The 21,970-nt window shown below is 38.4% G+C and carries 20 protein-coding genes; 11 read left to right on the forward strand and 9 right to left on the reverse strand.

The annotated features are described in order from the left end of the window. The first annotated feature begins 9 nt into the window (after nucleotides 1-9). From gndA to pgl, 3 genes are read left to right on the forward strand one after another with little or no spacing between them, the layout of a single operon-like run. Complete coding sequence (gndA, locus tag ACN0TV_RS04720; RefSeq protein WP_417360623.1) at nucleotides 10-1,419, forward strand: NADP-dependent phosphogluconate dehydrogenase; 1,410 nt, start codon at nucleotides 10-12, stop codon at nucleotides 1,417-1,419. A gap of 19 nt (nucleotides 1,420-1,438) precedes the next feature. Beyond that, nucleotides 1,439-2,959 (forward strand): glucose-6-phosphate dehydrogenase, encoded by a 1,521-nt coding sequence (gene zwf, locus ACN0TV_RS04725; protein ID WP_417360625.1) that lies wholly within the window; start codon nucleotides 1,439-1,441, stop codon nucleotides 2,957-2,959. After that, complete coding sequence (pgl, locus tag ACN0TV_RS04730; RefSeq protein WP_417360626.1) at nucleotides 2,956-3,681, forward strand: 6-phosphogluconolactonase; 726 nt, start codon at nucleotides 2,956-2,958, stop codon at nucleotides 3,679-3,681. The genes zwf and pgl overlap by 4 nt, the downstream gene beginning before the upstream one ends. Before the next feature lie 156 nt (nucleotides 3,682-3,837). On the opposite strand, the gene ACN0TV_RS04735 is transcribed toward pgl, so the two are convergent. The 5 genes from ACN0TV_RS04735 to xylE form a co-directional block, all read right to left on the reverse strand. After that, nucleotides 3,838-5,856 (reverse strand): glycoside hydrolase family 97 protein, encoded by a 2,019-nt coding sequence (locus ACN0TV_RS04735; RefSeq protein WP_417360628.1) that lies wholly within the window; start codon nucleotides 5,854-5,856, stop codon nucleotides 3,838-3,840. Between the two features lie 115 nt (nucleotides 5,857-5,971). Beyond that, nucleotides 5,972-8,464, reverse strand: coding sequence for a beta-galactosidase GalB (gene galB / locus ACN0TV_RS04740; RefSeq protein WP_417360630.1), 2,493 nt, complete (start codon nucleotides 8,462-8,464; stop codon nucleotides 5,972-5,974). A gap of 183 nt (nucleotides 8,465-8,647) precedes the next feature. Next, nucleotides 8,648-9,961 (reverse strand): xylose isomerase, encoded by a 1,314-nt coding sequence (gene xylA, locus ACN0TV_RS04745; RefSeq protein WP_417360632.1) that lies wholly within the window; start codon nucleotides 9,959-9,961, stop codon nucleotides 8,648-8,650. Nucleotides 9,962-10,003: 42 nt separating this feature from the next. Next, nucleotides 10,004-11,485: a xylulokinase gene (locus tag ACN0TV_RS04750; protein WP_417360634.1), complete on the reverse strand. Its 1,482-nt coding sequence runs from the start codon at nucleotides 11,483-11,485 to the stop codon at nucleotides 10,004-10,006. A gap of 34 nt (nucleotides 11,486-11,519) precedes the next feature. Further along, entirely contained in the window at nucleotides 11,520-13,136 is a 1,617-nt protein-coding gene (gene xylE, locus ACN0TV_RS04755) for a D-xylose transporter XylE (RefSeq protein WP_417360636.1), read from the reverse strand. 175 nt (nucleotides 13,137-13,311) lie between these two features. On the opposite strand from xylE, the gene ACN0TV_RS04760 reads away from it, so the two are divergent. Genes ACN0TV_RS04760 through ACN0TV_RS04775 form a run of 4 tightly spaced genes read left to right on the forward strand, consistent with a single transcriptional unit; the run spans nucleotide 13,312 to nucleotide 16,021 of the window. Next, nucleotides 13,312-14,031: an NUDIX hydrolase gene (locus ACN0TV_RS04760; RefSeq protein WP_417360638.1), complete on the forward strand. Its 720-nt coding sequence runs from the start codon at nucleotides 13,312-13,314 to the stop codon at nucleotides 14,029-14,031. 58 nt (nucleotides 14,032-14,089) lie between these two features. Beyond that, complete coding sequence (locus ACN0TV_RS04765) at nucleotides 14,090-14,857, forward strand: Rossmann-like and DUF2520 domain-containing protein (protein WP_417360640.1); 768 nt, start codon at nucleotides 14,090-14,092, stop codon at nucleotides 14,855-14,857. Then, entirely contained in the window at nucleotides 14,838-15,368 is a 531-nt protein-coding gene (locus ACN0TV_RS04770; RefSeq protein WP_417360641.1) for a KdsC family phosphatase, read from the forward strand. The genes ACN0TV_RS04765 and ACN0TV_RS04770 overlap by 20 nt, the downstream gene beginning before the upstream one ends. 53 nt (nucleotides 15,369-15,421) lie before the next feature. After that, entirely contained in the window at nucleotides 15,422-16,021 is a 600-nt protein-coding gene (locus tag ACN0TV_RS04775; protein ID WP_417360643.1) for a Maf-like protein, read from the forward strand. Between the two features lie 24 nt (nucleotides 16,022-16,045). Here ACN0TV_RS04775 and ACN0TV_RS04780 read toward each other — a convergent pair whose 3' ends face one another. After that, nucleotides 16,046-16,465 (reverse strand): DoxX family protein, encoded by a 420-nt coding sequence (locus ACN0TV_RS04780; protein ID WP_417360645.1) that lies wholly within the window; start codon nucleotides 16,463-16,465, stop codon nucleotides 16,046-16,048. Nucleotides 16,466-16,838: 373 nt separating this feature from the next. Here ACN0TV_RS04780 and ACN0TV_RS04785 point away from each other — a divergent pair, with 373 nt between their 5' ends. Both ACN0TV_RS04785 and ACN0TV_RS04790 read left to right on the forward strand, forming a co-directional pair. Further along, nucleotides 16,839-17,378 carry a mechanosensitive ion channel domain-containing protein gene (locus tag ACN0TV_RS04785; protein WP_417360647.1) on the forward strand — a complete coding sequence of 180 codons (540 nt, stop codon included), beginning with the start codon at nucleotides 16,839-16,841 and terminating at the stop codon, nucleotides 17,376-17,378. Nucleotides 17,379-17,414: 36 nt separating this feature from the next. Beyond that, nucleotides 17,415-18,101: an SIR2 family NAD-dependent protein deacylase gene (locus ACN0TV_RS04790; protein ID WP_417360649.1), complete on the forward strand. Its 687-nt coding sequence runs from the start codon at nucleotides 17,415-17,417 to the stop codon at nucleotides 18,099-18,101. Here the strand turns inward: ACN0TV_RS04790 and ACN0TV_RS04795 are convergent. After that, nucleotides 18,070-18,516 (reverse strand): heme-binding domain-containing protein, encoded by a 447-nt coding sequence (locus ACN0TV_RS04795; RefSeq protein WP_417360650.1) that lies wholly within the window; start codon nucleotides 18,514-18,516, stop codon nucleotides 18,070-18,072. The genes ACN0TV_RS04790 and ACN0TV_RS04795 overlap by 32 nt on opposite strands. 136 nt (nucleotides 18,517-18,652) lie before the next feature. On the opposite strand from ACN0TV_RS04795, the gene ACN0TV_RS04800 reads away from it, so the two are divergent. Next, complete coding sequence (locus ACN0TV_RS04800; RefSeq protein WP_417360652.1) at nucleotides 18,653-19,201, forward strand: hypothetical protein; 549 nt, start codon at nucleotides 18,653-18,655, stop codon at nucleotides 19,199-19,201. A 137-nt stretch (nucleotides 19,202-19,338) separates the two neighbouring features. Continuing rightward, nucleotides 19,339-20,682 (forward strand): adenylosuccinate lyase, encoded by a 1,344-nt coding sequence (purB, locus tag ACN0TV_RS04805; protein WP_417360654.1) that lies wholly within the window; start codon nucleotides 19,339-19,341, stop codon nucleotides 20,680-20,682. Between the two features lie 93 nt (nucleotides 20,683-20,775). Here the strand turns inward: purB and ACN0TV_RS04810 are convergent, their stop codons facing one another. Then, nucleotides 20,776-21,324 carry a DUF4252 domain-containing protein gene (locus ACN0TV_RS04810; protein WP_417360656.1) on the reverse strand — a complete coding sequence of 183 codons (549 nt, stop codon included), beginning with the start codon at nucleotides 21,322-21,324 and terminating at the stop codon, nucleotides 20,776-20,778. A gap of 70 nt (nucleotides 21,325-21,394) precedes the next feature. Then, entirely contained in the window at nucleotides 21,395-21,949 is a 555-nt protein-coding gene (locus tag ACN0TV_RS04815; RefSeq protein WP_417360658.1) for a DUF4252 domain-containing protein, read from the reverse strand. Between the last annotated feature and the right edge of the window lie 21 nt (nucleotides 21,950-21,970).

Raw genomic sequence — 21,970 nt, forward strand, 5'->3', positions numbered from 1 at the left:
TAAAAAACTATGAAAAAATTTGACTTTGGAATGGTTGGTCTTGGAGTAATGGGTAGGAACCTTTTGCTCAATATGGCTGATCACGATTTCTCTGTTGTTGGTTTGGATTTAGATGCTGAAAAGGCTGCTTCTCTAGAGCAAGAAGCCGAAGATAAACATCAGATTAAAGGAACCACTGACGTTAAAGAATTTGTAAGCCTTATAGAAAAACCAAGAGCCATTATGTTGTTGGTTCCAGCTGGAAAACCTGTGGATAGCGTAATTGGTTCTTTACTAGAACACCTTGAAGAAGGGGATATTGTCGTGGATGGGGGTAACTCCTACTTCACAGACACTAACAGAAGAGTAAAAGAACTAGCTGAGAAAAATATACATTATTTCGGAATGGGAATTTCCGGAGGAGAAAAAGGAGCCAGATTTGGCCCTAGTATGATGCCCGGAGGTGACAAAGGTGCTTATGAACGACTTCGTCCAATTTTTGAAGCCGTTGCCGCTAAAGTTGATGGAGAACCTTGTGTGAGCTATCTAGGTAGCGGATCCGCAGGGAACTATGTCAAAATGGTACACAACGGTATTGAGTACGCCATTATGCAACTTCTTGCAGAAACCTACGATTTATTACACCGCGGTCTAAATGTTGAAGACAAACGCATTCAAGAATTATTCGACCAGTGGAATAACAGCAAAGAGCTTGAATCTTATTTGGTAGAAATCACAGCTGATATTCTAAAACAAGATGATCCGCTTACAGGTAAAAAATTAATTCACCTTATCTCAGACACAGCGAAAGCTAAAGGTACAGGGAAATGGACCTCTCAAAACGCCATGGAAATTCAGGCACCTGTACCGTCAATCGACCTTGCGGTTACTATGAGAGATATTTCAAAATACAAAGAAGAACGCATAAGCGCTTCTACTATCTACAATTGGGAAGCTAAGAGTGATGTAAATTTAGAAGCCTTTCTTGTTCAATTGAAAGATGCATTCTACTTCGCAATGATATCTGCATACGCACAAGGTATGGCACAGCTTCACTTGGCGTCTAAAGAATATGAATATGGGCTGGACTTAGAAGAAGTTTCAAAAATCTGGAGAGGTGGTTGTATCATCCGCGCTACTGTATTGGAAAACTTTAGAAAAGCATACCGCAACAATCCTGAGCTACCTAACCTCTTGTTAGATAAAGATTTGGCAGCAACAGTGGAGCCAAAACAACAAGCCATCAGAGAGGTGTTAAAAACAGGGATCAACCTAGGTATTCCGCTTTCAGTATACAGTACTGCTCTAGCGTATTTTGATGCCTATAGAAGTGAAACCCTACCTACAAACCTTATCCAAGCGCAACGAGATTACTTCGGTTCACACCGTTACGAACGAACTGACCGTGAGGGGATTTTTCACACCGAGTGGGAGGATTAAACAATTCTAAAAAGTTTATATGAAAACAGGAAAAAATGCAACTGCTACGGTTATCGTTATATTCGGAGGAACAGGCGATCTAGCAAAAAGAAAATTAATACCAGCTTTTTACAATTTGTTTATTGACGGGTGGATGCCAGAGAACTTTGTCATCTACGGCCTTGGAAGGACAGAGCTCACTGATAAAGCTTATCAAGATCACCTATATCAAGGATTGAAAGAATTTTCAAGAAAAGGAACACCCAAAAAATCAGATTGGGAAAAATTCAAAGGATCTCTACACTATTTGACTTCCAACATCAATGATCAAGGATCCTATACAGAGTTATTAAAGACCATAGAACCTTATGAAAAACAATGGGGAGAACGTGCCAATAGATTGTTCTATTTATCCATCTCACCGCGTTTCATAGAGACTTTAAGTCTCCATTTACGTGACTCTGGTCTAGCAACTATTAAAGAAAAGGATAGAATTATCATCGAAAAGCCTTTCGGATATGATAAAGCATCTGCAGTTGAATTAAACAAAAAATTAACTGCAACCTTTGACGAGGATCAAATTTTTAGGATTGACCACTATTTAGGTAAAGAAACCGTTCAAAATATCTTAGCTTTTCGATTTGCGAACGCCTTATTTGAGCCATTGTGGAACAGGAACTATATCGACTCGGTACAGATCACTGTTGCAGAACAGGTCGGTGTAGAAGACAGGGGTGGTTATTACGAAGGGTCGGGAGCCCTAAGGGATATGATCCAAAATCACCTGTTACAAATCCTTTGTATGGTCGCTATGGAGCCACCAGCATCATTTGATGCCGAAGAAATTCGTAGCCGAAAATATGACGTACTCCGTTCAATTCGTAGAATTAAACCTGAAGAGGTACATCATTACGCAGTAAGAGGACAATACAGCTCAGGATGGATCAAAGGTCAAAAGGTAGTTGGATACAGGGAAGAAAATGAAGTAGATAAGAAATCCAATACAGAAACCTACGCAGCCATTAAGTTTTATTTGGACAACTGGCGTTGGCAAAATGTTCCTTTTTATCTCAGAACAGGGAAACGTATGCAAGAGAAAACCTCTTCAATTACTATACAATTCAAACCTGTTCCTCATGCCTCATTCCCTACCAATCAGATTGACAGCATAATGCCAAATCGATTGACCATCAACATTCAACCTCAGATGGATATTTTATTGCGATTTATGACAAAACGTCCAGGACTTGAAATGAATTTGAATCCTTCAGAGATGATTTTCAATTACGACAATTGTTCCACTCAGACTCCAGAGGCCTATGAGACTTTACTCTTGGATGCTATGGTAGGAGATACAACGCTATTTATGCGTTCGGATCAAATTGAAGAAGCCTGGGATGTGATCTCCACAATTCTAGAGGCATGGGATAAAAGAGAATCAATTGATTTTCCAAATTACCAAGCAGGAAGTTGGGGACCTGAAAATGCAGAAGCACTTATAGCTCGTGAAGGTCACGTATGGGCTGTAAACAAACATTCAAATGAAACTGACAAAAAATGATTCGAATTTTTGAGAATAAAGAAAACCTAAACGCTGAATTGGCCGATTACTTTGTGAGTAAGGCACAACAAGCTATTTTGGACCATGGAAAATTTACTGTTGCTCTGACAGGGGGATCCTCCCCTGCAGGGTTATATCAATTACTCGCAACTGATAGTTATCGTGAAAAGATTGACTGGTCTAAAGTATATGTCTTTTGGGGTGACGAACGTTGGGTACCATTAGATGACCAAAAGAGCAATGCTGGTGCAGCCTTTAATGATTTACTAAATCATATTCCTGTACCAAAGGATCAGATTTTCCCCATGTGGAAGGCTGATATTTCTGCAACAGACTATGCTGTGGAATACGAAGCATTATTAGAACAACATTTAACTAAAGGAGAAGAATTTGACTTGATCATTCTTGGAATGGGTGATGATGGTCATACCGCATCTTTATTTCCAAATCAAGACATTATTCTAAAAGAAAAAGTTAAAAAAGTAGCCGCTTATTTTTTAGCGACACAGGATATGTACAGAATAACATTAACTGCTCCTCTAATCAATAAATCTAAAAATATCGTTTTCTTGGTCTTTGGTCACAATAAAGCAGAAGCCTTATATCAAGTACTTCAAGGAGAAGCAAACAGCAATTTATATCCTTCTCAACTCATCACAAGAGATGAGCAAAAAGTCACTTGGATGGTCGACAAAGATGCTGCCAATAAATTAAAGCAATAGTCGATTGTAATTAGTATTGAGAATTTTCAGCAAGTGGAAGAGTTCTTTTAAAATAAAACTCCTTATGGGATATAGAAGCGGAAAGTAATTTTCCGCTTCTATATTTTTAAGCTACCCGCTTAATGAAAAGCAAGGATATTTGTGAATCAGTAAATACTAGTTCGAAAGTTGTTTAAATCGTACTGCTGCACCACCTCCAGCACCTAGATGAAGCGTAAGACTATCCTTAGCGGTAACTTCTTTAGATGTGATACTAATAGCCTCAGGTTTGTTGTTCAAGTCCGTACCCTGGGCATCGGCGTAAATTTGAGCTTCATAGCGAGCATCTGGATCTAGAAACGAAAGTGAGATTTCAAAATCTCTAGGTTCTTCATTAGTCATACTACCCAAAAACCAATCTTCACTATGGATATCCTTTCGAACCGTGGTGATATACTCCCCTATGGCTCCGTTAAGAACTTTGGTATCCTCCCAATCGGTAGGCACTTCTTTTAAGAATTGAAAGGCTGGCTGCCCTTGGTAATTTTCAGGAAGATCAGCAAACATTTGGATCGGAGAATACACACATACCAATAAGGCAAGTTGTTTGGCTGCAGTACTATGAACTCTACGTCCCGGGTATCCTTGTGATATTTCGACATCTAGAATTCCTGCAGTAAAATCCATAGGTCCTGATAGAAGTCTTGTAAAAGGTAAAATAGTGGTGTAAGCTGGTGGATTCCCATCACTCCAAGCATTGTACTCTTGACCTCTAGCTCCTTCTCTAGCCATCATATTAGGATAGGTTCGACGCTCACCGGTAGCTTTGATAGGTTCGTGATAAAGAACAGTCAATTTATATTCAACGGCCTTTTCAAGAACATATCTAAAGTAATTCACACCAAATTGACCATGATGCCATTCCTTCATTTTAAGAAGCGAACCAACATGTCCTATCTTCACATCGTGAATACCTACCTTATTGTATAGAGCAAAGGCACTATCAATCTGTTTTAAATAATTATCAATATTTGAACCTGTTTCATGATACCCAATAATACGAACATTATGTTCAGCGGCGTAATCCGTTACCTTTTCCAAATCAAAGTTATCCGCCTGTTTTGTGAAATTAAACTGATGCATGGCATTCTTATACCAATCAGGAGTCCACCCCTTATTCCATCCTTCGATTAATAAATGATCGATACCTTCTTGGGCTGCAAAGTCTATGTATTTCTTTGCATTTTCTGTAGTTGCCCCTTGGTTTTCACCTTCCCAAAACGTGTATTTACCAATATGCATGCCCCACCAGATCCCTATATAACTAAAGGGTTTTATCCAACTTGTATCCGCAATTTTATTAGGCTCATTTAGATTTAAAATCAAATAAGAAGTAATAAGTTGAGTAGGATCCTCGGCAATCTGCAAGCTACGCCAAGGCGTCGTAAAAGAATCCGTGATCCTAACCTTTACACCATCAGCCCACGGAACCAAATCGGTTTTTAATGTGGTACCTTGAGTATGTGCTAAAGTAGTTGAGGCAAAATTGATCAAGTTAGCTTCATGGAAACTCAAACTCAATCCACTTTTACTTTCAATAGTAAGTGGAGTATGTACAGTATCTAAAGTACTAACTGGTGATTCGGTAAAAAGGTACTCATAACGTTGTTCTCCATAGGCAGGTATCCACCATGCTTTTCCATCCTGTGCCAACTCGAATTTCGTGAGCTCATCCATGATAAAGATGCTGTCTTTTACACCTTGCTCAGGAAATATATAACGGAAGGCAATTCCATCATCATAAGCTCTAAACTCTATATTGAGTTTTCTCTTTTTTTCTCCAGTCTCCTGTAATTGAACAGCGAGCTCATTATAGTTGTTTCGGATGGTTTTCTTTTCACCCCAAACCTGTTCCCATTCTTTGTCAAAACTGCGTTGTTCCACTCCGACAATTTCAAAATTGCGGTATAGTGAGTCCTTGTCTTTAAAAACAAATCCAAGTTCAGAAGGATTTAATACTTGAATCTCCCCATGGGATACTTGATAGGTCGGAACACCTTCCGTACTAAGGGAAAACTGAATCTCATTGACAGCACTTGGTGAAGAAAGCACCAAAGGTTCTTGCTTTTGCTCTTTACAAGAAGTGAATCCAATCACGGCAGCAGCCATTACATATTTTCTAATATTCAAAATCATATCTATTTAAATTGTCAGGTAAAATTATAAATCAAAAAACTCGTATATATCAAAGCTTAGCATCCATTGATCACTTTATGACCTTGGAGACTGAGAGCCTCTTTTAGTCTTGGCCTTAGTTAAGTCGTATGCTAATCGACCCTTGCTTAAGACCAGGAGCAGTAGCTGTAAGTACCAGTTCTCCTTTTTGGCGATCAGCTTGAACGATGACCAGACACTTCCCGTTAAAGGCCTTGTGCGTATCGCCCTTAAAGCTTTCGTGATTGGTAGGGTCACCGTTGGCCATTCCGATTATTTTTCCTGGACCTTCTAATGAAAAGGAAATTTGATCACCGGCTCTAGGGGCGATAATTCCATTTTTATCTAAAACCTCAACAGTGATAAAGGACAAATCCTTGCCATCGGCCTGAATGGTTTCTCTGTCGGCAATTAATGAAAGTTGTGAGGCGGCTCCTGAGCTCTTCACCTCTTGTTCTAGAACAACCTTACCGTCTTTTCGTGAAATCGCTTTTAGGGTTCCTTCTTCAAAAGGGACGCTCCACATCAGGTGAAGCTCATCGTTCTGCTTGGATTTTGTCCCTAAGGATTTTCCATTTAAAAACAGTTCGACTTGATCAGCATTATTGTAATAAACCCAGACATCCACTAGGGTATCTGCATCCCAATTCCAATGAGGAAATACGTGCAATACAGGCGTAGTTGTCCATTCACTTTGATACATATAATAGACATCCTTTGGAAAACCTGCTAGGTCGACAATTCCAAAATACGAACTTCGCGATGGCCATATATATGGCGTTGGTTCACCAATATAATCAAAGCCTGTCCAAACAAACATACCGGATAGAAAATCATGTTTTTTAATAATCTTCCAAACCTCTTCATGTAGTGAACCCCATGGGGTCCGTACCTGATCAAAAGCCGACACGGTATTTCCTTTATTCCCATTGGTAAATTCCAAATCCCAACGTACAGGCCATATTTTCGTTGTATCTGATGGAAATTCATAATAGCCCCGAGTCTGTAATCCGGAGGTTGTTTCCGAAGCTATAAAAGGCGTGTTAGGAAAATTATTTTGATGATCTTCATACGTTTGATGGGCATAATTATACCCTATAAGATCCAAGGCACCTGAGCCTGCTAGTGCATTTGGCTCCGCAGCTGTATCTTCAAATTGCAAAGTAACTTCTTTATTCCTGATATGGATTGGAGGGTTCATCCCGGCAGTAACCAATCGGGTTGTATCTAGGCTCTTGACTATAGCCGAGAGTTCTCTACCGATTTCAGCTCCTTCTGGACTCCATTGTTCCGGTATTTCATTTCCGATACTCCACATAAAAACACTAGGATGATTTCTGTCTCTTAGAATTTGATCCTCCAAATCTTTCTTATGCCATTGTTCCCAAACCTTGGCGTAGTCATTTGGATTCTTAGCATGTGCCCACATATCGAAGGCTTCATCCATAACAATGAATCCCATTTGATCACAGAGGTCTAGTAGTTCTGGCGAAGGAGGATTATGAGCCGTACGAACACCATTGACCCCCATGGCTTTCATAATTTCTAATTTTCGCTCTATGGCCCTTGTGTTTATGGCAGCGCCAAGTGGTCCTAAATCATGGTGCAAGCAAACACCTTTTATTTTGGTTTGCTTCCCATTTAAAATAAAACCTTTGTCCAGATCAAACTTAAAACTACGAATACCAAAACCGGTCTGTTTTTGGTCTATAAGTTCACCGTCAATTAAAATTTCTGTAACAGCGGTATACAATTCAGGGGCCAAATCAGACCAAAGTTTAGGTGCTCTGACATCAAGTTTCTGAATTACTTTTTGGGTACCATCAGGTTGAATTGAAAACTCATTTTGAGTATGTGTGACTTCTTGACCGTCTTTTAATACCCGTGTACGAAGGATAGCTGTTTTTTCAGTAGTATTGGTATTTCGAATTGAAGTCTCTAAACGGACTTCTGCCAAGTCTTTTGACACCTTAGGTGTAGTGATAAATGTCCCCCAAGTATCTACAAAGAGTTTTTCTGTGGTCTTTAGCCATACATTGCGGTAGATACCGGACCCGGAATACCAACGAGAATTAGGTTGTTTGCTGTTGTCTACCTTTACCAAAACCTGGTTGGACTGGCCAAAATTCAAGTAAGGGGTTAAATCATATTCAAACCCTATATAACCATTAGGTCTATTGCCAAGATAATGACCATTTATCCATACTTCACTATTGCAGTATACCCCGTCGAACATAATACTAATGCGTTTAGAATTATCTTCCTTTTCAATCGTGAAGTCCTTTTTATACCATCCCAGCCCTCCGGTAAGATATCCTCCTCCATGGCCCACAGGGCTTTCTTTATCAAAGGACCCTTCTATACTCCAATCATGTGGCAGCTCTAGCCTTCTCCATGGGATGTGCTCCGAGATTGAATCTCCTATTGCAGTACTGTCCACAAGATAAAAATCCCAGTTCTGATTAAATGCTAGTTTTCTGGAGTTGGTTTCTTTTTGCGGTGCAACTGTAGTACTACAAGCACCAAAGAAAAGGATCACGCTAATTACTAACAAGCCCCTTAGAGGCTTGATAAAAAATAAGTGTCTCATTTATTCAAAAAGATTAAAAGCAGTACCGAGAGTCCGTATAGCATCCCTGCACTGCGTAAATTAGTTAGTTTGAAAGAGAAAAAGCATGCAAAATTCGATCATAGGAAATTTATTTTCCAAAACCTTATTTACATGCTTTTTCATAAAAATTAAGTATTAGTTTGAATACCGTATTACCATAATCTAAATCGCGTTGGCAATAAGTTGTTCGTACAACTCTTGTTTTCCGCTGATTTGTGCTGGTTCGCCATTGGCTCTTGCGATATCGCTTAGCTCCTCTAGGCTGAGTTCTCCTTTTTCAAAACGAGCTCCGTTACCTTGATCATAACTACTGTAACGCTGTTGTCTTAAATCGGTAAAGTTACTTTCCTTTAATATATTGTCCGCGCAGATAAGTCCTCTTGCAAAGATGTCCATTCCTGCAATATGAGCGATAAATTTGTCTTCCAAGTCGGTAGAGTTTCTTCGAACTTTAGCATCAAAATTAACACCACCGCTACCTAGTCCACCACCTTGTAAGATCACTAACATAGCTTCAGTAATTTCATATAGGTTCAATGGGAATTGATCTGTATCCCATCCGTTTTGATAATCTCCACGGTTGGCATCAATACTTCCCAACATACCACTATCAATAGCAACTTGTAACTCATGTTCAAAAGTATGACCTGCCAATGTAGCGTGGTTCACCTCAATGTTTAATTTGAAATCTTTTTCAAGACCATATTTGTTTATAAAACCTAAACAAGTAGCAGAATCAAAGTCGTATTGATGTTTTGTTGGCTCCATTGGTTTAGGCTCAATTAAGAAAGTGCCTTGAAATCCTTGTTTTCTAGCGTAATCTCTAGCAGTACTCAAGAACATTGCCATATGATCCAACTCACGTTTCATATTGGTGTTCAGTAGGCTCATATAACCTTCTCTACCACCCCAGAACACGTAATTCTCACCACCAAGAGCTACCGTGGCATCAATAGCTATTTTAACCTGAGCACCTGCATAAGCAAGCACGTCAAAATTTGGATTAGTTGCAGCCCCATTCATATATCTAGGATTGCTGAATAAATTTGAAGTTCCCCACAATAATTTAATTCCAGTATCCTGTTGTTTTTGTTTTGCATAGTCAACCATGGTTTGAATACGGGTCTCAAATTCAGCTAAAGAAGGAGCTTCATCAACAACATCTACATCGTGAAAACAATAATAAGGCGTACCTAATTTATTCATAAATTCAAATGCAGCATCCATTTTTGCTTTAGCGCGGTCAATAGCATCAGCGTGTTGATCCCAAGCGAATACTTCTGTAGGTGCTCCAAAAGGATCTCCACCTTTGTTGTTAAAAGTATGCCAGTAAGCTGTTGCAAATCTTAGATGTTCTTTTAAAGTTTTACCACCGACAACGCGGTTTTCATCATACCATTTAAAGGCTAACGGATTCTTACTATCTCTACCTTCAAATTTTATTTTATCAATGTTTTTAAAATAAGTTGTACTCATAGTTAATGGATTTATATGCTATTAATATGTTTTATGAATGTGTTATATATTATTTTTCCAGTTTTCATAGATCTCCCTATAAACTGCAACCAGTTCAGGATCCGGATCCAATCGCTCTAAACAAGCCAATCCTTCAAAGGTTTCTTCAACACTCTTGTAATACCCTAGACCGTATGCTGCACCTCTAGCTGCACCTTCTGCACCTGAGGTATTATAAAGTTCGAGACTTGTATTGGTGGTGTGAATAAAGACCTCTCTAAAGACAGGGTTTAAGAATAAGTTTGAATTTCCAGCGCGAACAACCTTGCCTTCCACTCCTACCTCTCTCATTATTTCGAAACCATAATGCATCGCAAAAACGATACCTTCGCAGGCAGCCCGAACAAACTCAGGAGTTTTGTGGATATTGAAATTCAGATTCTGTACACCTGAAAAAGCAGGTTTATTATTAAAAATACGTTCTACGCCATTACCGAAGGGGTAGAAACGCAGTCCCTTACTCCCGGGAGCAGTTTGTTTAGCAAGATCATTTAAAACCTCGTAATCAATTGCCTCCTCACGGTCCACCGACATTAGTTGTCGGATCCATTGGTATAAGATCCCAGAACCGTTAATACAGACCATCACCCCATTGCGTTTGTGATCGCTTTGGTTATTCACATGCAAAAAAGTGTTGATACGATTGTTTTTATCATAATCATCCAGGCTACTCAAACCGTAAATCACGGCAGAAGTTCCTGCTGTAGTAGCAATCTCCCCGGGATTGGACACATTTAGCGACCAAGCATTGTTTGGTTGATCCCCTGCTCTATAGCTCACCACAGCTTCTTTAGAAATCCCTAGTTCAGTTGCGATATTAGAATCAATAGTTGCTTGCGCTCCAAAGTTGGGTACAATTTTAGGAACAAGAGCAGTAGAAATCCCCATGACATCCAATATTTCAGTTGCTAATCGGTTTTCTTTAAAATTCCAAAGTGCCGCTTCAGACAATCCCGACGTAGAGGTTTGTGCGACTCCTGTCAACTTTGTTGCAATAAAGTCACCTGGCAGCATGAAGTATTTTATCTTGGCATAAAGTTCAGGCTGATTCTCTTTAACCCATTTTAATTTAGAAGCTGTAAAATTCCCTGGCGATCCCAAAATTTGTTCTTGACAACTTTGAGTACCAATGGCCTCATAATAATGTTGACCAATCTCTGCAGCACGACTATCGCACCAAATAATAGAAGGACGAAGTGGCTCTAAATTTTCATCAACCACGACCAAACCGTGCATTTGATATGCGATCCCAATTCCGGTTACGGACTGAAAATCTACACCAGTTTGTGCTTTTAGTTCCGTAACACCCTGTTTCACATACGCCCACCACTGCTTAGGATCCTGCTCGGCCCAGCCATGTTTTGGTGCATGAATCTCCATCTCGTGCTTCGGAACAGTAACACCGTGCAGTGTCTTATTAGATTCACCATCCAAAAGGGATAGTTTAATGGATGAACTTCCTAAATCGATTCCTAAGAAATACATACGCTTTATTTCGTTTAATTTAATTTTTGACTGTTTAATTTTCTTTCTTTGGCTCCCATATTTGTTCCATTTCTTCTAGAGTTTTACCCTTGGTTTCAGGAACGAATTTCAATATAAATATTCCAGATAACACAGCCATTATACCGTAGACCCAATACGCAAATCCATTGTGGAATGTTTCAGTCAAATAAGTATTGTTGTTCATCATAGGGAAGGTCCAAGAGACTAATAAGTTAGCCAGCCATTGAACTGCCACGGCAATAGCCATAGCCCCTTTGATTTTATTTGGAAAGATTTCAGAAAGTAATACCCAAGTAACAGGACCCCATGACACCGCGAAAGCAGCGATATATAACAACATGAGAAGCAAAGCTGCCATCCCTGTGTTCTGTACAAATAAAACAGTCCCTAATCCTATCATACTAACGGCCATAATTGCACTTCCTATAAACATCAACTTCTTACGTCCAAATTTATCTACAGTAAATATTGCTACCACGGTAAAGATCAGATTAATAACCCCAACGATAATGGTTTGCAACATAGAAGCATCGGTTTTCATCCCCATTCCTTTAAATATCTCTGGAGCGTAATACAACACCACATTAATACCGACGAACTGCTGAAAAACAGATAACAATAAGCCGATTACGATGATACCCCATCCATAGCTTAACCAAGGTGCTTTCTTAACATCAAAGGATTTCTTTATCTCCGATAGAATAACGGTAGCTCTTGTAGTACCATTATATTTTGTAAGGGTTTCAATAGCTGCCTCATCATTGCCTTTAAGCACCTGAAAACGCGGTGTTTTTGGAACAAAGAACAATGTAGCTAAAAACAATATAGCCGGAATACATTCCGAGAGGAACATATAACGCCATCCAACGGTGTTGATCCACTGGTCAGATTGCCCTTTGACTATGAAGTAATTTACAAAATAAACGATTAACATCCCTCCAACTATGGCAAGTTGATTACAAGATACCAACTTTCCACGGATATTTGCAGGGGCCATTTCAGCAATATACAAAGGTGCCAACATACTCGCTAAACCTACTCCAATACCACCGATAATTCTATAGACAATAAATGCCGATAAATTACCGCTAGAAAAAGGATTTAAAAGCTCTGGATACCCCGATCCTATAGCAGAAATTAAAAATAGAAATGCCGCAATCAGCAATCCATTTCTCCTACCTACAGAATTAGCAACCCGATCTCCTAGGGAGGCACCGATAATACATCCCACCAATGCACTACTGACCATAAAGCCCAGAATAGAATTGGTTAACGTCTCCGTAAGTGCCGTTTCTTGTGAAACGAAATTCACATATAAGAGCCCTCCTCCTACTACAAACATAAGCACTATTAATGCTATCGCAGTTGTACGTTTAAAGAACCTAAAAAAGAATGCGCCAAAGAGTCCAAAGACCGTCAAGCACGAAAGTACTATGATGGCTTTATATTGTTCAATTGCCGAATTCGCCAGAACAGGGTCTGTGCTCAGTTCATCAATAAAAAAACTTCGAAGTGCGCCCACTGCTCCTGAAATTACAGCAGTGTCGTAACCGAATAATAAGCCTCCTAGGCTTGCTACGGCAGTAATGAGGTAAACATTACTAGATTTTGTTTTGGTTAGATCATCCATTAATAGTCAGTTAAACTATAACTTATAGTATATTTGACTACAATACTAATCATTAATTTCCTTTTATTCAAAAATTATTACACAAAACTGTAGAAACGCTAATATTTAACACAAATACCAACACATATAAAGATTTTTTGTATATATGCACTCTAAATAATTCAGTCACTTAAAAATGGTAAAAAAATTTATAGACGAGGAATCCGGAAAGCTTATAGAAGAGAAAGTGATGAATGCCATTACAATTGACTGTGTAATATTTGGTTTTGATCAAGGACGACTAGAGGTATTGCTCGTCGAGCATGGTACGGGAATAAGCAAAGGAAAATGGGGGCTTCCGGGAGGATGGATTAAAGAGGATGAAAGCATCGACGATGCAGCCAATAGGGTACTTAGGGAGCTTACTGGCATCGAAGATTTATACCTTGAACAATTAAAAGCCTTTGGCGATCCCAAACGTTTCCCTTTAGGTCGTGTCATTACCATTGGATATTATGCACTCATTAAAAAAGCGGACTATGATGTCAAGGCTGGATTCACGGCCTCCGACGCAAAATGGTATACCATGGATCAGGTTAAGGACATGATTTATGACCATAAGGAAATTTTATCTTATAGCCTAAAACACCTTAGAAACAGAGTACGTCAAGCCCCTATTGGGTTTAATCTACTACCAGAGAAATTTACACTTTTACAACTTATGCAACTCTACCAAGAGGTGCTTAATATAGAACTAGACAAGCCAAACTTTAGAAGAAAAATACTAAAAATGAAGCTACTAGTCGATCTAAAAGAAAAAGAAAAAAACGTATCCCACAGAGCTGCCAAGCTTTATAAATTTGATCCTGATATATACAAAAGGCTTACAGATAAGGGCTTTAATTTTGAAATTTGATTGAAAAATTAGCAATCACTTCTAGCGAATTCTACACAAGTTTAGTTACTTTAGCACTATGTTAAAGATTGTTCTGTTAGGTGGTGGAAATGTTGCACACCAACTATTTACCCAGGTATCTAAAAATTCAGAAGTTGACCTTGTTCAATGGTATAACCGCAACATAGTTGCTATTGAAAAATTTGAGCAACAAACAGCGATCACGGATCAACTCGAAAACCTTAAGGAGGCTGATATTTATATTATTGCAGTTAGTGACATTGCAATCGCAGAAATTTCTTCCGCCCTTCCCTTTCAAGATAGATTTGTAGTACATACCTCAGGAAACACAAGCATGGAAGCCATTGATTCTAAAAACCGCCGTGGGGTGTATTATCCATTGCAGAGTTTTAGTAAGGACAAACAGCTACAATGGCCGGAAATTCCATTGCTTATAGAAGCCGCTGAGGAAAAGGATTTAGAGCTTCTACAAAAGCTAGCTAAAAGTATGACTGACAAGGTATATATGATAAATTCTCAACAACGAAGCGGCATTCATTTAACGGCTGTATTTGTAAATAATTTTGTCAATCACATGTATACCATCGGGGCTGACTTATGTGATCAAGAGCAAATTCCTTTTGAAATTTTTTTTCCCCTGATCAATCAAACCACAAAATCTTTAAATACCACTCCCCCAAAAGCCTCTCAAACGGGTCCAGCAGTTCGGGGAGATCTTAACACTATTTCGTCCCACTTGGAGCAATTGACAAATCCATTACACAAAGAAATTTATAAATCGATTACTAGATCCATATTAAATACCCATGGAAGAGAAAAGTTATAAAGAATACCTAGAAAACATCACCACCTTCATCTTTGATATAGACGGCGTATTAACCGACGGAAGCCTTGTCATTACCACTGAGGGAGAAATGCTGCGCACCATGAATGTCAAAGATGGATACGCGATAAAAACTGCCTTGACAAAAGGTTATAACGTTTGTATTATTTCTGGGGGAAGTAATCCTGGAGTTCGATCACGGTTAAAGGGATTGGGTGTTACTGATATTCACCTTGGTGTAAGTGATAAAGTAGAAACGCTGGAAGAATACTTAGACATCTACAATATTAAACCAGAGCAAGCGCTATACATGGGTGATGATATCCCAGATTATCATGTTATGAAAATGGTGGGATTACCATGCTGTCCAAATGATGCCGTTGCAGAAATTAAAGCAATTTCAAAATACATCTCCCACAAACAAGGTGGAAAAGGATGTGTACGAGACGTCATTGAACAAGTTCTAAAAGTTCAAGGAAATTGGAAGGACAACTACGATGCCCAGTATGACTAAGGGTAGTTCATGCATTCAGGGATGACCAAAGCATTAAATTTACAGTAATCACTATGTTATTAAATCAGAGAATTAAGGACTATAACATCATCCTAGCCTCAGGGTCTCCAAGGAGACAGCAGTTTTTCAAGGATCTGGGATTAGATGTGGAAATTCGGTTAAAAAATGTTGTAGAGGAATACCCTCCCCGCTTGTACAAATTTGAAATCTCCGATTATTTAGCTCAGATAAAAGCACTACCACATAAGGAGGATCTGAAAGACAAGGATATTCTGATCACCTCGGATACTATAGTATGGCACAAAAAGCAAGCCTTAGGCAAACCCGGTGACCGAGCAGAAGCTCTGGAGATGCTCAAGTCTTTATCTGGAAATTCTCATGAAGTCATTACCTCGGTATGCTTTACCACAACGCGCTTGGAGAAAACAATAAACCATACGACCAAAGTGTACTTTAAGCAGCTCAAAGATGAGGAAATCGAATACTATGTAGATCTCTACAAGCCCTATGACAAGGCTGGAGCTTACGGTATTCAAGAATGGATTGGTCAGATGGGGATAGAGAGAATAGAAGGGTCATTTTACAATGTCGTTGGACTACCGGTATTTGAAGTCTACAAAACCTTGGAAGATTTTGTGAATTCACCACTTTAAAACCACCCTTCTACTTGTCTTAAATTATTTTTTAGTGCTGATCAGGTAGTCGATAGAATATTTACCTGCACCTGTCAATAATAAAACAACATAAACCAAAAGATAATGTAATCCCATCTCTTGCTTTATAAATGGGTCGGCTGCATGAATAACAAAAACAGCCACCAACATGGTTACGATCAATGGAATAACTGCAAGCCGTGTTGCCAATCCTAGAAGAACTAAAATAGAACATCCTACTTCAGCTAATATGGCTAGCCATAGGGATAGCTCACCTCCAAGACCCATCAAATCATAAAATTGTACTGGAGATTGGCTCAACATTGGAATTTTTGACAGTCCATGAACCAACATTAGAGCACCAATACTCACACGGGCAATTAACAATGCCAAGTCAACACTTGAAGTGCTACGGCTTACACTAAAAATTTTACTCATATTCATCTAATTTAAATTGCGTCACTGATAGTATTCTTAACACAAATAAACCTTCATTAAACAAAGATTCCAGATTGCATTTTCCAATACAAAGATACAACTTCCACATTTGTGACAAAGTTCAAAAATTTGTAATGCCTTTTTCCCAGCTTTGCCCTTAGTACCTCTTAAGACTTGTACGCATTAGGTTCCCTGCCATATTTGAATTACAATACAGTATAGACTGGCGCTTGATTCCGTAACGAAGATCAGCTATGTGACAACCATTACGCTGAATATAGAATCCGAATCATCAGTAATACCACAATAAAAATACTGTCTTACACTGAAAATACAAAAGCTAATGTATATTTGTGAGACACTTATAGGACTTTAATTTATGTTAGAAATATTTCAAAATCATAAGAACCAATTATTGTATACTCTAATTACTGTAGCCATTATTATATTGGTTCGCTACATCATTTACAAGACCGTTAAAAGAGTTGGTAAACTCGGAGAAATCGACCCTAACAGAACACGCTTAATTTACAAGTACTTTAATTTCTTCATCACTGCCATTGGGATTTTTATCATCAGTATCTATTGGGGTGTGAATATCGACGATCTCGGTTGGTTTATCTCTTCAGCCTTTGCTGTGATTGGAGTTGCTTTTTTCGCTGTGTGGTCCATTTTAAGTAATGTCACTGCTGGAATTATACTTTTCTTTTCTTTCCCGTTTAAAATCGGAGATCGTATTCGAATTCAAGACAAGGACTTCCCAACAGAAGGATTTATAGAGGATATCAGAGCGTTCCACATACATATCCGAAGTGATGATGGAGAATTACTAACCTATCCCAATAACCTCCTTCTTCAAAAAGGAGTTGCCCAAATCAGTAAGGCCAAAAAAGAAGACGACGGTAAGGACAGCATTTAGTTCTAACTTTATAAACAACAATAGAGACATCGAATCATGAAAAAAATTGTAGTACTAACTGGAGCAGGTATCAGTGCAGAAAGTGGTATTAAAACCTTTAGAGATGCTGATGGTTTGTGGGAAGGTCACGACGTTATGGAAGTGGCCACCCCTGAGGGCTGGAAAAAAAACAAGGAGTTAGTTTTGGATTTTTACAATCAAAGACGTCGACAGCTATTAGAAGTGAAACCCAATAACGCACACCTAGCCTTAGCCGCATTAGAAGATCAATTTGAAGTTCATATAATTACACAAAATGTAGACGACCTGCACGAAAGAGCCGGTAGTACTAAGGTGGTTCATCTGCACGGAGAACTACTAAAGGCGAGAAGTACCATAGATCCCAATCTTATATTCGATTGGAAAGTTGATATCCAATTAGGGGATTTTTGCAAGCACAACCAACAAATACGTCCTCATATTGTATGGTTCGGAGAAGAAGTTCCTATGCTTGAGACAGCAGCAGAAATTGTAACTCAAGCTGATATTCTAATGGTGATTGGTACATCAATGCAAGTGTATCCCGCGGCAGGTTTAGTAGACTATAAAAAACCAGGTGCACCAGTATATTTTATAGACCCCAAGCCTAGTGTCGCTGAGAAGGAAATTCCAGATTTATTTATTATTGCGAAAAAAGCAAGTATAGGCGTTCCTATTGTGGTAGATCTGTTGTCTGATATTTAAGTTGCAATAACGCCGCCCAATCGGTAATAGCCTTAATTTGTTCTGGTGTTAAATTGGCCTCTCTATGCAACCATTTATAAGATTTTAAAGGCATCCAACCTTCATTCACCGCTTCAGTAATCTCCTCTAGTTTGTGTATTTTTTTCTTGGCAGAATATTGTTCCCATATCGAAAAATCCAAATTCTTCTTTCCGTCCTTAATATGCGAAGCAAACCAGTACGACAATGGCTCTATACCGGTGTACCAAGGATAGCGCGTCGAATTAGAATGACAGTCATAACAAGTATTAATTAGGGTCGCTTCTACAACGGTAGAGGGATTTGTTGCTAAAATGATATCCGTAGGTGGCGTGGTGTCCGCCCGATTTAGTTTAGGCGGAAAAAATTGTATGATTATAAAAATCGTGAATATCAAAAAAAGAATATTTTTAAAAACCCGCATATTTTTTTAATTTCATTAAAAATAAAAAACTAAAAGGACACCTCATAAACGATTACAGTATATTTTTCGTGTTAACCGTAATACCCTAAACTTGGAAAAGAAACAAACCATGGAATTCAAACAGGAACTTCAAGACTTAAAAGCCTACAAAGAGGATCGACAATATATTGCGGATCAAGTCCTCAATAATCAGAAGCTTTTTCCAGTATTGCTAAGGTATTGCTTTTCAAATAATCCAAAGCTCGACAAACCAGCCTTTTGGGTATTAGAATACGTGTGCAAAGCAAAACTCTCATGGATTCATCCCTATGTAAAAGATTTTATAAAGCAGCTGACTCAGCTAGAAAACAAGTCCTCCAAACGCTGTTGTGCAAGGATTTGTATGCAGCTCTGTCAACAATACTTCATTTACCAAGAGAAAAGAACCATTAAGGCCCTCACAAGGAGTGATTTAGAAAAAATGACTGCCGTTAGTTTTGATTGGTTGATCAATGATGAAAAAGTAGCTACAAAAGCTTATGCCATGGAATCACTACACTTGTTAGGAAAAGCCTTCAAATGGATTCATCCAGAACTGAAAGTAATCCTACACAGAGGCATTCCAGACCACACCATGGCTTATTCTGCACGCGCAAAACATATTCTTAACAAAATTTGAATTTTATTTTTTACAAATAAGTTGACCTATTGCATTGATAAGGTTAAATTTGTGCTTTTAATTCAAATCCCAAAGGGATTTTAACTAGAACCACTGTAGCACTTAAATATTTCAGTGATTTTTAATTTAATTTAAACATGCAATTAACTTCCTTAACGGCAATTTCTCCAATAGATGGTAGATATCGCAGTAAAACTGACAAATTAGCTGATTTTTTCTCAGAAGAGGCGCTTATTAAATACCGTGTTCGTGTTGAAATCGAATACTTTATAGCACTATGTGAAATACCCCTTCCACAGTTAAAAGGATTTGACAGCACACTATTTTCAAAGCTGAGGGATATATATAAAGACTTCAGCACCGAGGATGCCTTAGCGATTAAGGAAATTGAAAAAACGACAAACCATGATGTCAAAGCCGTTGAATACTTCATCAAAGAGAAATTCGATAATCTTGGATTACAAGCTTTTAAAGAATTTATCCATTTTGGTCTTACATCACAGGATATCAATAATACAGCTATTCCGCTATCTATCAAGGAGGCTTTGGAACAAACCTACCTGCCACATTATGAAAAGTTGATAGACAAACTTCATAGCTTAGCTAAGGAATGGGAAGATGTTCCTATGTTAGCTAGAACCCATGGTCAACCGGCCTCACCTACACGATTGGGGAAAGAAATTCAAGTCTTTATCGTTAGACTTGCCGAGCAATTCAACGGACTTAAAAACATTCCAATTGCAGCCAAGTTTGGTGGAGCAACCGGAAACTTTAACGCACATTTTGTCGCATACCCAGAAATCAACTGGAAAACTTTTGGCGGGAAATTTGTAGAAGAAACGCTTCAACTACGGCACTCCTTCCCTACCACACAAATTGAACATTATGATCATTTAGCAGCTTTGTTTGATGCCTTAAAACGTATCAATACCATCCTTATCGATTTCAACCGTGATGTTTGGACCTATATTTCCATGGATTATTTCAAACAAAGCATTAAAAAAGGCGAAGTTGGATCATCAGCAATGCCTCATAAAGTAAATCCTATTGATTTCGAAAATTCAGAAGGTAATTTAGGTATCGCGAATGCTATTTTTGAGCACTTGTCTTCTAAATTACCAATCTCGAGATTACAAAGAGATTTAACGGATAGTACCGTACTTAGAAATGTTGGTGTGCCTTTTGCACACACGATGATCGCTTTTGAATCTACATTAAAGGGATTGAATAAATTGCTATTGAATCAAGCTAAATTTGAAGAGGATCTTGAGAAAAACTGGGCAGTTGTTGCCGAGGCTATTCAAACAATTCTAAGAAGAGAAGCCTATCCAAATCCTTATGAGGCCCTTAAAAGCCTTACTAGAACGAATCAGGCAATTAATCAAGAATCCATTTCAAATTTCATCGATACGCTAGATGTATCCGATGCAATTAGAGCAGAGTTAAAACAAATTACACCTGCAAATTATACTGGAATTTAAATTCCATCACATAGTCATAGTAAAAAGCCCGGAGTTTAATGCTTCGGGCTTTTTAGTGTCTTATGATTGGATTTAATATCTAATAGTCTTTTACTAGTTGTCGAATATTCCTTTGAGTTGACCTTCAATACCAGAGGCATCTATTGAACCGTTTTCAAGTGCTTGAACAAGGGTAATCATATTTTCAGGTTTCATTTCATCCCCAAGTACTCGTATTAACGCAAACCCATCCTCATCACTACTTCCAAATACAATAACTTCATCTATGGACTCATCTGTACCTAGGTACTTGATGGTACCACGATGATTACCACTGTTAAGTACCATGAGTTCTTGGTATTTTTCATCTTTTAAAATCTCATTAATGATTTGCTTTTCCTTTTGGTATTCCTCTGTATTTTCCTGATTAACCCTAAAGGCCAACACATTGAGCTTTTTTACCGATTGATAAGCCTGCTTCTGCTCATCTGTAAGGGCTGTTTTGTTTACACTTAAAATACTCGAAGGAATATCTAAAGAAATGAAATTAGCATCTTGGTTTTTATTCACAAAATATTCCTGTAAACTAGGCCCTCCGCCTGAACAGGAGAAAAAGATCACACTGAGAAAGAGTATGGCTATGTAATTATTGATGTTTTTCATAATGCTGTACTTGTTGATGATTGATTAAAGAGGAGCCCCAATACTATTAGAGGCTCCTTATTTGATTGAACTACTTGTGTTGTTGTCCAGCTTTTCCAAGCTGTTCTCCACCTGGTAAATCCATTTTTGAAGTCAGTTTAGAGATCTGCCGAAGATCAATATTACCAGTTAGTGATAACAATACCGTTTCAGGTTTTCTACCTGCGACTTCTAAATCTTCATAATTGAGGTCCGTTACCAGCATAATCAATTCCTTCACATGAAACTCATCAGCACCTTCCTTAACATAGAATTTGACATTGGCATCACCATCGCGTACACGCATCAATTCTTCAAAGTTAGACTTACTCAAGTGTTTGGTCACCCAATTGTTTAAATCATTGGTTATATCTTGTTTCTCGGTGGTTATCACCTTGAAACTTGTAATGTTATTGACCAGATCGTATACGGCCTGTGCATCCGGGTCATCCGAACTGACACTGATTTTGCTTAGCATTTGAAACATTTTTGGTTGTAGGGCTACATAAGTAACTTCTGAATTTTCAGCATACTTATCAAAAATGCTTTGTGCCTGTGTCAAAATTGGTGACAATGCGACCATAATAATTACTAAATACTTTTTCATACCTTTTGAGATTACTTCTTA

The sequence above is a fragment of the Galbibacter sp. genome (genome assembly GCF_048266365.1).
Classification (GTDB): Bacteria; Bacteroidota; Bacteroidia; order Flavobacteriales; family Flavobacteriaceae; genus Galbibacter.